The 13,568-nt window shown below is 61.5% G+C and carries 13 protein-coding genes; 9 read left to right on the top strand and 4 right to left on the bottom strand.

The window, feature by feature from the left end; genetic code table 11:
- Positions 1-11 precede the first annotated feature (11 nt).
- Entirely contained in the window at positions 12-893 is an 882-nt protein-coding gene (locus tag J1G18_RS17340; RefSeq protein ID WP_223008136.1) for a LysR substrate-binding domain-containing protein, read from the bottom strand.
- 214 nt (positions 894-1,107) lie between these two features.
- On the opposite strand from J1G18_RS17340, the gene J1G18_RS17335 reads away from it, so the two are divergent.
- Positions 1,108-1,872, top strand: coding sequence for a sulfite exporter TauE/SafE family protein (locus tag J1G18_RS17335; RefSeq protein ID WP_223008135.1), 765 nt, complete (start codon positions 1,108-1,110; stop codon positions 1,870-1,872).
- Here the strand turns inward: J1G18_RS17335 and J1G18_RS17330 are convergent.
- Positions 1,862-2,176, bottom strand: coding sequence for a putative quinol monooxygenase (locus J1G18_RS17330; protein ID WP_027614144.1), 315 nt, complete (start codon positions 2,174-2,176; stop codon positions 1,862-1,864). The two genes, J1G18_RS17335 and J1G18_RS17330, sit on opposite strands and share 11 nt — an antisense overlap.
- A gap of 182 nt (positions 2,177-2,358) precedes the next feature.
- Here J1G18_RS17330 and J1G18_RS17325 point away from each other — a divergent pair, with 182 nt between their 5' ends.
- The 7 genes from J1G18_RS17325 (at position 2,359) to J1G18_RS17295 (ending at position 9,606) form a co-directional block, all read left to right on the top strand.
- Positions 2,359-2,949, top strand: coding sequence for an NAD(P)H-dependent oxidoreductase (locus J1G18_RS17325; protein ID WP_098967101.1), 591 nt, complete (start codon positions 2,359-2,361; stop codon positions 2,947-2,949).
- Between the two features lie 208 nt (positions 2,950-3,157).
- Positions 3,158-4,069: a LysR family transcriptional regulator gene (locus J1G18_RS17320; RefSeq protein WP_134785388.1), complete on the top strand. Its 912-nt coding sequence runs from the start codon at positions 3,158-3,160 to the stop codon at positions 4,067-4,069.
- A gap of 103 nt (positions 4,070-4,172) precedes the next feature.
- Positions 4,173-5,066 (top strand): NAD-dependent epimerase/dehydratase family protein, encoded by an 894-nt coding sequence (locus tag J1G18_RS17315; protein WP_223008134.1) that lies wholly within the window; start codon positions 4,173-4,175, stop codon positions 5,064-5,066.
- A 367-nt stretch (positions 5,067-5,433) separates the two neighbouring features.
- Positions 5,434-6,783, top strand: a complete 1,350-nt coding sequence (locus tag J1G18_RS17310; RefSeq protein ID WP_223008133.1) for a GntP family permease — start codon at positions 5,434-5,436, stop codon at positions 6,781-6,783.
- Between the two features lie 15 nt (positions 6,784-6,798).
- On the top strand, positions 6,799-7,659 hold the full coding sequence (locus tag J1G18_RS17305; protein WP_223008132.1) for a MurR/RpiR family transcriptional regulator: 861 nt from the start codon (positions 6,799-6,801) through the stop codon (positions 7,657-7,659).
- Between the two features lies 1 nt (position 7,660).
- Positions 7,661-9,118, top strand: coding sequence for an N-acyl-D-amino-acid deacylase family protein (locus J1G18_RS17300; RefSeq protein WP_223008131.1), 1,458 nt, complete (start codon positions 7,661-7,663; stop codon positions 9,116-9,118).
- A 119-nt stretch (positions 9,119-9,237) separates the two neighbouring features.
- A complete protein-coding gene (locus tag J1G18_RS17295) occupies positions 9,238-9,606 on the top strand; it encodes a glyoxalase superfamily protein (protein WP_007962133.1) in 369 nt (122 codons plus the stop codon).
- Between the two features lie 256 nt (positions 9,607-9,862).
- Here J1G18_RS17295 and J1G18_RS17290 read toward each other — a convergent pair whose 3' ends face one another.
- Positions 9,863-10,228: a DUF6124 family protein gene (locus tag J1G18_RS17290; RefSeq protein ID WP_223008130.1), complete on the bottom strand. Its 366-nt coding sequence runs from the start codon at positions 10,226-10,228 to the stop codon at positions 9,863-9,865.
- A 514-nt stretch (positions 10,229-10,742) separates the two neighbouring features.
- Positions 10,743-11,759 (bottom strand): AraC family transcriptional regulator, encoded by a 1,017-nt coding sequence (locus J1G18_RS17285; RefSeq protein WP_223008129.1) that lies wholly within the window; start codon positions 11,757-11,759, stop codon positions 10,743-10,745.
- Positions 11,760-11,970: 211 nt separating this feature from the next.
- On the opposite strand from J1G18_RS17285, the gene J1G18_RS17280 reads away from it, so the two are divergent.
- A complete protein-coding gene (locus tag J1G18_RS17280) occupies positions 11,971-13,566 on the top strand; it encodes an FAD-binding oxidoreductase (protein ID WP_223008128.1) in 1,596 nt (531 codons plus the stop codon).
- The last annotated feature ends 2 nt before the right edge of the window (positions 13,567-13,568 follow it).

The raw sequence follows: 13,568 nt of genomic DNA, 5'->3' as shown, positions 1-13,568 counted from the left end.
AAGTCTGCCCCTCAGGGGAGAGTCAAGGCTTGCAGCAAGGCTTTGGCATAACCGGGCAGGGCGCTGAAATCCCGGGCGCAGAGCATCAGGGTGCGGCGCGCCCATGGCTCGTTGAGGGCGATGCTGTTGAATGAGCGCGGCGTCGCGCGTTCAATGGCCGCCAGCGGCACGATGGCGAGGCCGGCGCCTCGGGCGACCATGCGCAGCACCCCTTCGAAACCGTCGGCGCGGATCCGCACCTGCATGCGCGAGCCGCTGTGCAGCGCCTGTTCTTCGAGGTAGATCGCCAGCGCGCTGTCGGTGCTCAGGCCGACAAAATCGTGATGCAGGGCGTCGCTGAAGCTGACTTCGGCGGCGTTGGCCAGTGGATGTTCCCGCGGCACGATCAGCACTAACGGATCATCGCGAAAGGGCTGAGTCTGTAAATCGGAGGTGTCCACTGCATCGGAGACGATGCCGATATCGGCTGCGCCCTGGCGCAAGGCGTGGATGATGCGGGCGCTGGGCAGTTCCTGCAGATCGATGTCGAGGTTGGGATGCTCGCGCAAAAAGTCCGCGAGCACTTCCGGCAGGTATTCGGTGATCGCCGTGGTGTTGCACAACAGTCGCACCTGTCCTTTGACGCCCTGCGCGTAGTCGGCCAGATCCTGCTGCATGCGTTCGGCCTGTTGCAGGAGGATGCGCGCGTGGTGGGCCAGTGCCTTGCCAGCGGGCGTCGGGCTCACGCCACGGCGGCCGCGATGCAGGAACTCGGTGCCCAGCGAGGCTTCCATGGCGCGAATGCGCGCACTGGCGGCGGCGAGCGAAAGATGGCTGCGGGCGGCGCCGGCGGTGATGTTGCCGGTGTCGAGGATGTGCAGGTAGAGGCGCAGGTCGGTGAGGTCGAAGTGCATGGGGCCGCCTGTGGTTGTTGTGGTGTCTGGGCGGGCCTCTTCGCGAGCAAGCCCGCTCCCACAGTGGATCAGTGGTGAATCCAAAACTGTGGGAGCGGGCTTGCTCGCGAAGGGGCCATCAGCCGCAACGCAATTAACAGCCTCTTGTACCGGCAGAGGCAGCCTCAGTATATGGCAGATTTTCAACGCACCCGCCAAAGCGCACAGTAGCGCCATGAACGCATTTGCAGACTTCTATCAAAACCTCGGCTTGGCTCTGTGCCTGCTGGTCATCGCCACTTTCATCATGGCCGGGCTGGTCAAAGGCGTAATCGGCCTGGGTCTGCCCACCGTCGCCATGGGCCTGCTTGGTCTGGCTATGGCGCCGTCACAGGCAGCCGCGCTGCTGATCATTCCGGCGACGCTGACCAATGTCTGGCAATTGGCGTTCGGCGGGCATCTGAAAGGGTTGCTTAAACGCCTGTGGCCGCTGTTGCTGATGATCTTCCTCGGCACCGCCGTCGGCACGTTGTCGATCGGCATGGCAGGCGGGCATTGGGTGGTGCGTGGGCTGGGCGCGGCGTTGCTGCTGTATGCGTTGAGCGGGTTGTTGCTGCCGACCCTGCAGGTCAATCCCCGGCATGAACCGTGGCTCGGCCCGCTGTGCGGGCTGATCACCGGGGTTATCACTTCGGCCACCGGTGTGTTCGTTATTCCGGCGGTGCCGTACCTGCAGGCGCTGGGTTTGAGTCGCGATGAGCTGGTGCAGGCGCTGGGCCTGTCGTTCACCGTGTCGACTCTGGCGCTGGCCGGCGGCCTGTTCTGGCGCGGCGCACTGGGCAGTGGCGAATTGAGTGCGTCGCTGCTGGTGCTGATCCCGGCGATGCTGGGCATGGGGTTCGGCCAATGGCTGCGTCAGCGCATCAGCGCCGTGCTGTTCAAGCGGGTGTTCTTTATCGGACTGGGCGCACTCGGCGCCCATTTGCTGATCAGCGGCTAGCCGACGAGGCGCTGAGCATGTCGATCCGACGGATATCGAAATCACGCTCCAGGTACGTCATGCGGTTGTCGAAAAACTCGCGCATGTGCGGCAGATTCGAATGCACGTCGAGGTGCGCCTGGCTTTCCCAGATCTCGTAAAAGATGAACAGCGTCGGGTCTTCCTTGTCGCGCAGCATGTGGTACTCGATGCAGCCTGGCTCGGCGCGGCTCGGCTCGACATAGGCGCGAAACAGCGCTTCGAAGGCCTCGGCTTTTTCCGGGCGGGTCTTGGCATGCAGGATGAAACCGTGGCGTTCACTCATCAAAACAACTCCTCAAATGCAGATGGCCGGGAATGCTATTGCAACAATCGGTATTCGATTCGTGCTTTTTGATCAAATGTATTTTGCGCTGACGCGGCTTATTCCGCGCGAGATGGATGGTTAACCTGCCGCCATTCGTTTTCCCATCTTTCTCCAGCCCAATGGCTGCGCGAGGCGTTCCGATGAAAAAAGTGTTGTTGCTCAATGGCGGCAAGAAATTCGCCCACTCCGACGGTCGTTACAACGCCACCCTGCACGAAACCGCGCTGAGCGTGCTGGATCGTGGCGGTCTGGATGTCAAAACCACGTTCATCGACGAGGGTTACGACGTCGCTGAAGAAGTGGCCAAATTCCTCTGGGCCGATGTGATCATTTATCAGATGCCGGGCTGGTGGATGGGCGCGCCGTGGACCGTGAAAAAGTACATCGACGAAGTCTTCACCGAAGGCCACGGCAGCCTCTATGCCAGCGATGGTCGGACCCGTTCCGATGCGTCGCAGAAGTACGGCAGCGGCGGCCTGATTCAGGGCAAGCAATACATGCTGTCGCTGACCTGGAACGCACCGCAGCAGGCGTTCGATGACCCGAGCGATTTCTTTGAAGCCAAAGGTGTGGATGCGGTGTATTTCCCGTTCCACAAGGCCAACGAGTTCTTGGGCATGAGCGGGTTGCCGACGTTCCTCTGTGTGGACGTGATGAAGCGCCCGAACATCGAGAATGATGTGGCGCGGTATGAGCAGCATCTGAAACAGGTGTTTGCTCTCAAGGCGTGAAGTGATTTCATGTGGTTACGGTTGTAACTGTGGTGAGGGTTTTAAATGTGGTGAGGGGATTCATCCCCGATGGGTCGCGCAGCGGCCCCCCGATCTTGATCTCGAAAAGCGGGGCCTGCTGCGCAGTCCATCGGGGATAAATCCCCTCGCCACAGGGGTGTTCTCTCTCCACAATGGATTTTGTGCTGACGATCAATAAGGGACACCCGTGAAAGCCAGATCCGATGAGTTGCAGATTTTCGTCTGCGTGATCGAGTGCGGTTCGATTTCCGCTGCTGCCGAGCAGGTCGGCCAGACCCCTTCGGCGGTCAGCCGCACACTGTCGCGGCTGGAAGCCAAGCTCGACACCACGCTGATCAACCGCACCACGCGGCGCATGGACCTGACCGAGGAGGGCAAGTATTTCTTCGAGCAGGCCAAGCTGATTCTCGACCAGATGGATGCGCTCGAAGAGCGACTGTCCTCACGCCAGCAAACCCCGTCCGGACGCCTGCGGATCAACGCCGCGTCGCCCTTCATGCTGCACGCCATCGTGCCGTACATCGACGAATTCCGTGGCCTGTACCCGGACATCCAGCTCGAACTCAACAGCAATGACCTGATCATTGACCTGCTGGAACAAAGCACCGACGTCGCCATCCGCATCGGCACCCTTGCCGATTCGACCTTGCATGCGCGCTCGCTGGGTTGCAGTCCGCTGCTGATCGTCGCCAGCCCAGCGTATCTGGAGCAGCACGGCGCGCCGCAGCAGGTTGCCGACTTGACTGACCACGCCCTGCTCGGTTTCACCCACAACGAAGGCCTCAATCAGTGGCCGCTGCGTTACGTGCACGGTGACCGCTGGCCGATCACCCCGGCCATCAGCGCTTCCAGCGGCGAGACCGTGCGTCATCTGGCGCTGGAAGGGCAGGGCATTGCCTGCCTCTCGCACTTCATGACCATCGACGACATCCGCGCCGGGCGCCTCAAGGTGCTGCTGGCGGAATTCAACAGCGGTTATCGCCAGCCGATCAACGCGGTGTACTACCGGAACTCGCAACTGGCGCTGCGCATCCAGTGCTTCCTCGACTTCATCCAGAGCAAGCTTGCGGCTTACGCCAGTGCGGATTTCAAGGGTTGATTCGTGATCCCTGCGCAACAGTGATTTGGGCGAGGGCGGGTTTTTCCACCGGGGTTAGCGGTCGATACTCGCAGCATCACTTATTCACGCAGGGAGTTTCTCCATGAACGTATTCATCACCGGCGCTGCCGGATTCATCGGCGGTTCCATCGCCACCGGTCTGGTTCGGGCCGGCCACACCGTCACGGGTCTGGTGCGTAGCGCCGAACAGGCTGATGAGCTGAAAGCTTTGGGCATCACCCCGGTGATCGGCACCCTCGAAGACAGCACATTGCTGGCTGAACAGGCCCGCGCCGCCGATGCGGTGATCAACGCCGCCAGCAGCGACCATCGCGGTGCGGTCGAAGCGTTGCTTGATGCCCTGCGCGGATCGAACAAAGTGTTCCTGCACACCAGCGGTTCGAGCATCGTCGGCGATGCCTCGGGCGGCAAGTCCAGCGACGTCATCTATTACGAAGACAACCTGCCGCAACCCACCGTCGACAAGGCTGCCCGTGTGGCCATCGACAACCTGATCCTCGCCGCCGCGAAGGACGGCGTGAACTCGGCGGTGATCTGCAACACGCTGATCTATGGCCACAGCCTGGGCGTCAATCGCGACAGCGTGCAGTTGCCGCGTCTGCTCAAACAAGCACGCAAAAGCGGCGTGGTGCGCCATGTCGGTACTGGCCAGAACATCTGGTCCAACGTGCACATCGAAGACGTCGTCGCCCTGTACCTGCTGGCGCTGACCAAAAACGTCCCGGGCACCTTCTACTTCGTCGAAAGCGGCGAAGCCTCGTTCATCGACATGACCACTGCCATGGCCGAAGCGCTGAATCTCGGCGAGCCACAAGACTGGCCGCTGCAAGATGCCGAAGCCGAGTGGGGCTACGAAATGGCCAACTACGGCCTCGGCTCCAACAGCCGGGTACGCGGCAAACACGCCCGCGAACTGCTGGGCTGGGTACCGAAGCGTACGTCGGTGGTGGAGTGGATTCGTAACGAGATGGTGTGAGTTCACGCTACACCGCGTGAAGCCATTCGCGAGCAAGCCCGCTCCCACAAGTGAAGCGCATTCTGGCTGAAGGAATGCGATCAACCTGTGGGAGCGGGCTTGCTCGCGAAAGCGGTGGATCAGTCGGCAGAGATCTTGAATGGGCAGCCGCCATCGCTGGCAAGCCAGCTCCCACAAGTTTTTGTGTTTGCCTGAGAACCATGTAAATCCCACCCCGCGATTTTCATTAATCGCGACAAGACATATCCAACAGCGACACGCCTTACCTCTCAACGAAAATTACTTTCATGGTGTTTGAAAACTCGATCTCGAAATGATTTATGAGTTTCACAACCCATTCGAACGTGACCCTTTCGAGGAGTACCGCATGACGCCTTCCTTCGGCTATTGGCTGCTGATGTATGCCGCCGTCGCCATCATCGCCCTGATCGTGCTGATCGCCCGCTACCGGCTCAACCCGTTCATCGTCATCACCCTGATTTCCATCGGTCTGGCGCTGGTGGCGGGGATGCCGCCGTCGGGCGTGGTGGGGGCGTATGAGGCCGGGGTGGGCAAGACGCTGGGGCATATTGCGCTGGTGGTGGCGCTGGGGACGATGCTTGGCAAGATGATGGCCGAGTCCGGTGGCGCGGAGCAGATGGCCCGCACCTTGATCGAAAAATTCGGCGAGAAGAACGCGCATTGGGCGATGGTTTGCATCGCGTTTCTGGTCGGCTTGCCGCTGTTCTTCGAAGTCGGTTTTGTGTTGCTGGTACCCATCGCCTTTACCGTGGCGCGGCGGGTGGGCGTGTCGATTCTGATGGTCGGCTTGCCGATGGTTGCCGGTCTGTCGGTGGTGCATGCGCTGGTGCCGCCGCACCCGGCGGCGATGCTCGCGGTGCAGGCGTATCAGGCCTCGGTCGGGCAGACCTTGCTGTATGCGATTGCCATCGGTATTCCCACCGCAATCATCGCCGGTCCGCTGTACGCCAAATTCATCGTGCCGCGCATTCAACTGCCGCCGGATAACCCGCTGGAAAAACAATTTCTCGACCGCGAACCGCGCGACAAGCTGCCGGGTTTCGGCATCACCATGGCGACCATTCTGTTGCCGGTGGTACTGATGCTGATCGGTGGCTGGGCCAACCTGATTTCCACGCCGGGCAGTGGTTTCAACCAGTTTCTGTTGTTCATCGGCAACTCGGTGATTGCGCTGTTGCTGGCAACCTTGCTGAGCTTCTGGACGTTGGGCATCGCTCAGGGTTTCAATCGTGAATCGATCCTCAAATTCACCAACGAGTGCCTGGCACCGACCGCCAGTATCACCTTGCTGGTCGGCGCCGGTGGCGGCCTGAACCGGATTCTGGTGGATGCCGGAGTCACCGATCAGATCGTCGGGCTGGCCCACGAATTTCACCTGTCGCCGCTGATCATGGGCTGGCTGTTCGCCGCGTTGATGCGGGTGGCCACCGGCTCGGCGACCGTGGCCATGACCACCGCATCCGGCGTGGTCGCACCGGTGGCCATTGGTCTGGGTTATCCACACCCGGAATTGCTGGTGCTGGCGACCGGCGCCGGCTCGGTGATCTTTTCCCACGTCAACGACGGCGGCTTCTGGTTGATCAAGGAATACTTCAACATGACGGTCGCGCAGACGTTCAAGACCTGGACCGTGCTTGAGACCCTGATCTCGCTGGTCGCTTTCGGTCTGACCGTCGGCCTTTCTTATTTGCTGTAACCGGAGCCAGCCGCCATGGACATCCTTTATCAGATCCGCGCCTGTCAGGACTCCTTCAGCGCGGGAGAGGGCCGCATCGCCCGGCTGATGCTCGACGACGTCGGTTTTGCCGCCTCCGCCAGCCTCGAAGAGCTGGCGCAACGGGCCGAGGTCAGCACCGCCACGCTGTCGCGTTTCGCCCGCACGGTGGGCTGCCGCGACCTGCGCGATCTGCGGCTGCAACTGGCTCAGGCCAGCGGCGTCGGCAGCCGTTTTCTCGACCCGGCGGGCACACCTGAACAGTCGGCGTTCTACGGGCAGATTGTCGGCGATATCGAAACCACGCTACGCCAGCATCTTGCCGGGTTTGACGAATCACGCTTCGCCGACGCGGTAAAAATGCTCGGCCAGGCACGGATGATTCATGCGTTCGGCATGGGCGGTTGCTCGACCCTGTGCAGCGACGAATTGCAGGTGCGCCTGGTGCGCCTCGGCTACCCGATTGCGGTGTGTCACGACGCGGTGATGATGCGCGTCACCGCCGCCAGCCTGAACGCCGAGCAAGTGCTGATCGTCTGCTCGCTGACCGGCATCACCCCGGAGCTTTTGGAAACCGTCGAACTGGCGCGCAACTACGGCGCACGCATTCTGGCCATCACCCGCGCCGACTCGCCGCTGGCCGAATTGGCCGACATCGTCCTGCCGCTGCAAGGCGCGGAAACTTCGTTCATCTACAAACCGACGGCGGCGCGCTACGGCATGCTGCTGGCCATCGATGTGCTTGCGACCGAGCTGGCGCTGGCCAATCCTGAAGACAATCAAGAGCGTCTGCGGCGGATCAAACTCGCCCTCGACGAATACCGTGGCGGCGACGATCACCTGCCGCTGGGAGACTGACATGCTGTACGACACGCTGATCCGCAACGCCACCGTTATCGATGGCAGCAACACCCCCGGCTACCGCGCCGATGTGGCGATTCTCAACGGGCGCATCGAACGTATCGGCGACCTGCATGATGCCCGCGCCACGGAGGAAATCGACGCCGCCGGCCGCGTGCTCGCCCCGGGTTTCATCGACGTACACACCCACGACGACACCGTGGTCATCCGCCAGCCCGAAATGCTGCCCAAGCTCAGCCAGGGCGTGACCACGGTGATTGTCGGCAACTGTGGGATCAGCGCCTCGCCGGTGAGTTTGAAAGGCAATCCGCCGGACCCGATGAACCTGCTCGGCAGCGCAGCGGCGTTCGTCTATCCGCGCTTCAGCGATTACCGCGCCGCCGTCGAAGCGGCGAACACCACGTTAAACGTTGCCGCACTGGTCGGTCACACCGCACTGCGCAGCAATCACCTCGACGACCTGTTCCGTACCGCCACTCCAGATGAAATCGCCGCGATGCGCGAGCAATTGCGTGAAAGCCTTGAGTCTGGCGCGCTCGGTTTATCCACAGGCCTGGCCTACGCCAGCGCCTTTAACGCCTCCACCGACGAAGTGAAGCAACTGACCGAAGAACTCACGGCGTTCGGCGCGGTGTACACCACCCATCTGCGCAGTGAATTCGAACCGGTGCTGGAGGCGATGGAAGAAGCGTTCAGCATTGGCCGTCACTCGCAATCGCCGGTGATCATTTCCCACCTCAAATGCGCCGGTGTCGGTAATTGGGGGCGCAGTCCGCAGTTGCTCGCGGCGTTGGAGGAAGCGGCGAAAACCCAGCACGTGGGCTGCGATTGCTATCCCTACGCGGCGAGTTCTTCGACGCTGGATCTGAAGCAAGTCACCGATGCCCATCGCATCACCATCACCTGGTCGACGCCGCACCCCGAAGTCAGCGGTCGCGACCTGATCGACATCGCCGCCGAATGGAACGTGCCACTGCTCGAAGCCGCCAAGTCCCTGCAACCGGCGGGCGCGGTGTACTACGGCATGGACGAGGCGGATGTACGAAAAATCCTCGCGCATCCGCTGTCGATGGTCGGCTCTGACGGACTGCCGGAAGACCCATTCCCGCATCCACGCCTGTGGGGCGCTTTCCCACGAGTGCTCGGCCATTTCAGTCGTGATGTCGGGCTGTTTCCGCTGCACACCGCCGTGCACAAGATGACCGGTCTGTCGGCGGCACGGTTTGGCTTGAAAGGGCGCGGCGAGATTCGTGAAGGCTATTGGGCGGATCTGGTGCTGTTCTATCCTTTGACGGTGCGAGATGTGGCGGATTTCCATGATCCGCAGCGAGCGGCGCAGGGGATTGATGGGGTGTGGGTCAATGGCGTGTTGAGTTATCGCGATGGGCAGGCGAATGGTCGCCGGGAAGGGCGGTTTCTGGCGCGGGACGGGGATTTGCGTGACAACTTTCGCTGACGATTCGCGGAGTGCGTCACAGTGGTGGCACATTGCAATTAAAGAAAGCCACCGCCAAGCCGAATTGCTGACATCCAGCCCGTCTACACTTTTGGGCCAAACAAGTCAGGGAGCACCCCATGAGCTTCGGCAAAACCACCCCGATCCTGCGGATCTTCGATGAAGCCAAGGCGTTGGAGTTTTACGTCGACTTCCTCGGCTTCAAGATCGACTGGCAGCATCGTTTCGAAGCCAATTTCCCGCTGTATCTGCAGGTGTCGCGTGGCGAGTGCGTGCTGCACCTGTCGGAGCATCATGGCGATGCGACGCCGGGTTCGGCGTTGCGCATCGAGACCGATGAGCTGGAGGCGTTCCAGCAGCAACTGGTGGCCAAGGACTACAAGTTCTCGCACCCACAGATTCAGGCGATGCCGTGGGGCAGTCAGGACATGACGATTGCTGATCCGTTTGGTAATCGGTTGGTGTTTACCAACGCGATCAGTGTTTGAGCTGAGAAGAGCCCCTCACCCTAACCCTCTCCCAGAGGGAGAGGGGACTGACCGAGGTGTCTTGCGCTGTACATCGACCTGAATGATCCGCTGCGATTGTGCATTCACAGCAGCATTTTCAGGTCGGTGTGTCTCGCGAGCATCCCTCGATCGGCCCCCTCTCCCTCCGGGAGAGGGTTGGGGTGAGGGAAAAAGATTCACGCCATACAAAAAAGCCCGCTGCCAAACCACTAAGGTTTTGCCGCGGGCTTTTTCGTTACTCGGTTGGCACTAACTGATCCAGCACCCGATTGACGGCGACTTCCGCCACCATCACCACTTGTGCGATGCCTTGCAGGGTCTTGCGGTGCGAGCCTTCAAGCAGGCCGGCGAAGTCGTTGAGCATCACGGTGGCCGAGCCAAGGGATTCGCAGGCATCGGCCAGCAACGGTTCGGTGCCGCTGGCCGGATTGGCCATGTAGAGACTATTGGGCTGGTACGGGGTGGCCATGATCGCGGGCCTCGGTGGGCCGAGGTAGTGGTCGAGGGCGCGCTCGGCGGCTTCGTGGAATTTCCTTGAAGCGGGGGATTCGTAGGGGGAGGCCGCGTCGGTGGACGGCGGGTTGGGTGTAACTTTGAACATTTGCCAGATCCTCATTGAGGGCTGGCCGCCGTTTCCCTACTAAAAGAAATGGAGGCAGCCGTGCGCAGGTTAGTAGACCGGGGATCTGGGAAACCGGCGCGCCCGAGGGCGCCCTGCGCACAGCCACCATAACGTTCAGGCAAGACCTGACTGTCTGATGAGCGATACGCCCCAAAAACCTCGGGCTACTAAACCCGATCACTGGAAATCAGTGACGGACTCAAGTTACCGACGGCCTCCGGGGCGCACAAGCCGGCGGATTCTGGCGTAGCCGTAGGCAGTGGCGCAAGGATTTGTAGGCAGTAGGGCGTAACACTGAGTGTCTTTAAACACGTGTGCTGGAAAGTGTTTATTGCACTACAGGAGCGGAGGATTTGTCTGTCGGATTGAGGTGAGGCGACTGGCGCCTTCGCGAGCAAGCCCGCTCCCACAGTGGATCTTCAGTGAATGCAGATTTTGTGTACGACACAAATCCCCTGTGGGAGCGGGCTTGCTCGCGAAGAGGCCAGTCCCGTCATCCCCGATGCATCTGCCGAAACTCCCCCGGCGGCATCCCGCGCCGGCTCTTGAACGTGCGGTGAAACGACCGCGGCTCGGTAAACCCCAGATACTGCGCAATGTCCTGAATCGGCAACGTGCTGTTGAGCAAGTAATGCTCGGCCAGTTCCTGACGCAAATCATCAAGAATCTGCTGATACGACGTCCCCGCCTGATGCAACTGGCGCTGCAACGTGCGCACCGACACCGCCATTTGCTCGGCCACCTGTTCCTTGCGCGGCAAGCCTTCCTTGAGCAACTGGCGCAGGATGCTTTTGACCCGCTGTTCCAGCGATGCATCCTCCAGCGTCGCCATCAAGCCCATCGCGTGTTCTTCCAGCGTACGCAGCAATTGCGCATCGGCCTGGCGCAGCGGTAATTGCAGATACGCCAACGGCACGATCAGCGCCGAATACGCTTGCTCGAACAGCACCGGGCAATCGAAAAACGCTTCGTACTGCTCCTGGGTAGCGTCTGTCGGACATGGATGTTCCAGCCACACGGCGGCGGGCGACATCTGTGTGTCGGCAATCCAGCGTGCATATTGCAGCCAGGAGCCGAGAACGTTTTCCACCAGATGCCGACGAATCCGCGGACGCTCGTAGCGGCAAGTCCAGATCAGGTGTACATGACCGTCCTGCACTTCGGCGCGGCTGACGCCCATGTCGCCCACCAGTTTTTCGAACGGCATGATCCGGCTCATGGCATCGCCCAGGGTCGCGCAGTTCATGGTGATGTAACCGAGCACGCTCCAGGAATTGGGCAGGACGAAATTGGCCGCGTTGAGACCAAACAGCGGGTCGCCCGAGTGCTCGCAGAAATAATCGAGCAGGCGTTCATGGGTTTCGCCCGGCAGGCGCAGGCTGTTGTCGCTCAGTTGCTGCGCCTGCAATCCGGCTGCCGCCAACGCCGGCTCGATGGCCATGCCCAGTTGCTCGGCATGGCGCACGTATTTGAGCAGCGGCGGAACCGAGGTGAAGCCGAGCGATTGCATGATCCGAATTCCTTGATCAAGGCCTGCATTAGCGAATGAATGCCTGAAAGGTAATTTGAAACCCCGACTAAAGTAAATGGCTGGCACTTGCGCGACGTTTGACTCAATTGGCTACTCGAACTGGCCGGATGCGACCGTGACACTTTTTGGCCGCTGACTAGTATGGAGGCCTGCCACATCACTGATCAGACTGCATAAGAAGGACACACGCATGCGACGCTGGAACGGCTGGGGAGAGGCAACAACGGTGGTCGAACTGCCGGCCCAGGGCGCGAGTTTTCTCCATGAACGACTGGGGGCCGGGCACGTATTGCCCGATGCCACGCTGGAGTCGGCATTGGCGCGGGTGCCGCTCTCGCGACTGGCGGCGCACACCTTGTACAGCGTCGACGCCCATGACCGTCTGCTGCACGCCAGGGGCCAGAGCCTGCCGGACTGGCTGGCGCTGCGCGAAGGCGCGCTGGGCAACTATCCCGATGCGGTGGCGTTTCCCGAAACTGCCGAACAGATCCGCCAGTTGCTGGCGCTTGCCCATGAGCAGGACCTGTGCCTGATTCCCTACGGCGGCGGCACTTCGGTGGCCGGGCACATCAACCCGCCGGATTCGACGCGACCGGTGGTGACCGTGTCGCTGGCGCGGATGAATCGCCTGATCGACCTCGACGAGCAGAGCCAACTGGCGACGTTCGGCCCCGGCGCCAGTGGCCCGCAGGTGGAAAGTCAGCTGCGCGCTCGCGGCTATACGCTGGGGCATTTCCCGCAGTCGTGGGAGTTGTCGACGCTGGGCGGTTGGGTGGCCAGTCGCTCCAGCGGTCAGCAGTCGTTGCGCTACGGGCGCATCGAGCAATTGTTCGCTGGCGGCACCCTGGAAACTTTCGCCGGGCCGTTGGAAATTCCGACGTTCCCAGCCTCGGCGGCGGGGCCTGATCTGCGCGAAGTGGTGCTCGGTTGTGAGGGTCGTTTCGGAATCATTTCCGAGGTCAAAGTGCGGGTCAGTCCGCTGCCGGCCGATGAGCGTTTTTACGGAGTGTTCCTGCCCAGTTGGAGCAAGGCGCTGCAAGCGATTCGCCAATTGGCCCAGGCGCGGGTGCCGCTGTCGATGCTGCGCCTGTCGAACGCGGTGGAGACCGAAACCCAACTGGCGCTGTCTGGGCATCCGCAGCAAATCGCCTGGCTGGAAAAGTACCTGAGCCTGCGCGGTGCCGGTGAAGGCAAATGCCTGCTGACCTTCGGCGTGACCGGCAACCGTCGGCAAAACGCGCTGTCGCTGAGCCAGGCCCGCCGGCATCTGAAAGCCTTCGGTGGCGTGTTCACCGGCACCTTGCTTGGCAAGAAATGGGCGCAGAACCGCTTCCGTTTCCCCTACCTGCGCGAGAACCTGTGGAACGCCGGTTACGTTGTCGACACCCTGGAAACCGCCACCGACTGGAGCAACGTCGACCACCTGCTCAACCTGATCGAAAACAGCCTGCGCGATGCCTTGGCAGCGCAGGGCGAGCGGGTGCATGTGTTCACCCATCTGTCCCACGTTTACGGCGAAGGCTCGAGCATCTACACCACTTACGTTTTTCGCCCGGCGGCGGATTATCCGGCGACGCTGGCGCGCTGGCAGGCACTCAAGCACGCGGCCAGCCAGACCATCGTCGACAATCACGGCACCATCAGCCACCAGCATGGGGTCGGCAAGGATCACGCGCCGTACCTGCCGCGCGAAAAAGGCGCGCTGGCGATGGACGCTTTGCAGGCGCTGAGCAAGCACTTCGATCCGGCCGGGCGCCTCAACCCCGGCACGCTGTTGCAGGAGTGACG

Origin of the sequence: Pseudomonas sp. MIS38, from assembly GCF_019891575.1 — a bacterium.
GTDB lineage: Bacteria > Pseudomonadota > Gammaproteobacteria > Pseudomonadales > Pseudomonadaceae > Aquipseudomonas > Aquipseudomonas putida_A.
This window is presented reverse-complemented; position numbering and strand designations above follow the sequence as displayed.

Coding starts and splice junctions, on each gene's coding strand:
- J1G18_RS17305 (WP_223008132.1), top strand. CDS start 6,799: ATGGACATCCTTTATCAGATCCGCGCCTGTCAGGACTCCTTCAGCGCG.
- J1G18_RS17290 (WP_223008130.1), bottom strand. CDS start 10,228: ATGTTCAAAGTTACACCCAACCCGCCGTCCACCGACGCGGCCTCCCCC.
- J1G18_RS17295 (WP_007962133.1), top strand. CDS start 9,238: ATGAGCTTCGGCAAAACCACCCCGATCCTGCGGATCTTCGATGAAGCC.
- J1G18_RS17325 (WP_098967101.1), top strand. CDS start 2,359: ATGAAAAAAGTGTTGTTGCTCAATGGCGGCAAGAAATTCGCCCACTCC.
- J1G18_RS17315 (WP_223008134.1), top strand. CDS start 4,173: ATGAACGTATTCATCACCGGCGCTGCCGGATTCATCGGCGGTTCCATC.
- J1G18_RS17335 (WP_223008135.1), top strand. CDS start 1,108: ATGAACGCATTTGCAGACTTCTATCAAAACCTCGGCTTGGCTCTGTGC.
- J1G18_RS17310 (WP_223008133.1), top strand. CDS start 5,434: ATGACGCCTTCCTTCGGCTATTGGCTGCTGATGTATGCCGCCGTCGCC.
- J1G18_RS17300 (WP_223008131.1), top strand. CDS start 7,661: ATGCTGTACGACACGCTGATCCGCAACGCCACCGTTATCGATGGCAGC.
- J1G18_RS17330 (WP_027614144.1), bottom strand. CDS start 2,176: ATGAGTGAACGCCACGGTTTCATCCTGCATGCCAAGACCCGCCCGGAA.
- J1G18_RS17340 (WP_223008136.1), bottom strand. CDS start 893: ATGCACTTCGACCTCACCGACCTGCGCCTCTACCTGCACATCCTCGAC.
- J1G18_RS17280 (WP_223008128.1), top strand. CDS start 11,971: ATGCGACGCTGGAACGGCTGGGGAGAGGCAACAACGGTGGTCGAACTG.
- J1G18_RS17285 (WP_223008129.1), bottom strand. CDS start 11,759: ATGCAATCGCTCGGCTTCACCTCGGTTCCGCCGCTGCTCAAATACGTG.